This window comes from Vibrio sp. 03_296 (assembly GCF_002265885.1).
Genome location: NZ_NPKW01000983.1, coordinates 1 through 999, shown reverse-complemented (window position 1 = coordinate 999; position 999 = coordinate 1). Strand labels below are relative to the sequence as shown.

At 38.6% G+C, this 999-nt stretch carries 2 pseudogenes; both read left to right on the top strand.

The window, feature by feature from the left end:
• A pseudogene (locus tag CIK04_RS34845) lies at positions 1 to 275 on the top strand (mechanosensitive ion channel family protein); the annotation flags it as partial.
• 414 nt (positions 276 to 689) lie between these two features.
• Positions 690 to 999 (top strand): annotated as a pseudogene (locus tag CIK04_RS34840) (diguanylate phosphodiesterase); the annotation flags it as partial.

Below are 999 nucleotides of genomic sequence, written 5' to 3'. Positions count from 1 at the left end.
CCATTATTGCCAGATCTAGAGAATAAAATAGAGGAACATTGTCACTATTTTCAGACGTTGCAAAACGATATAACGCGATGATCGAAAACAAATGCGGGTGGTGGAGTTTACCAGGTGCGGAACCTCATATTCATATCACGAGCTCGGCCGCAGGCGAGCAGGTGGTGAATTTTATGATTTTTTGTCCTACGGAAAAGGCTGTTCATCTTGAAAGCTTGATTCGTCAAGATTTTATGTCCCTTTATGAAGAACGTTATCCTCGTTCAATTAATTGAGAATAGCTATCGTCAGGATTGAAATCTTGATGGACGATGTCAAATTAGGGGCGTAACGTTCACGCCCCTAATTGGTGGCGTTGTCATAATTTGGAATGATAATTCATCGCGTAATATTTACCCTTTGTTTATTTTAAATATGAATGTAACATTGGTTGAAATAATAGTGGTGAATGTATTTTGCCTCAGTTGAATCGATCAACTTTCTACTGTTTTCAGTTGAACTTAAATGGAATTTCAGGTGGCTAATTCTTCTAAATTTGTCTTGGAATTCATTCTACTATAAAATAAAGAAAAGATGACTTAAGACTGGTGTTTGGAATAATCTGGTCTAATGAAAAATCACCCTTAATTTCTCTTCTAACAACGTTATCCAGCAATGCTTATTTAAACGGGTTATGTAATACATTTGTGATGCTATTACCAATCTCGTTGATTTCTGCATTTAGCATCTTGATCAGTAACCTGCTCAATATCACTGGATTCACTCAGGCCGCAGAGCACATTTTGGTCGCGAGCGACATTATTGGCGTCTTTCCGATTCTTTGCTGGTTTACTACAGTTTATTTCTCGCTTCGTTGCACAAGCTGTCAAAAGTCACGGTGATCACGCCAGCCATGGTGATCTATTTTGTCATTTGTCATAACTGGGGTTTGTTGCAAGTAGGTACCATAGTGCCAAGCAATTATCCTCTGGCGATCATCATCCCAACCTTGGTGAGTTT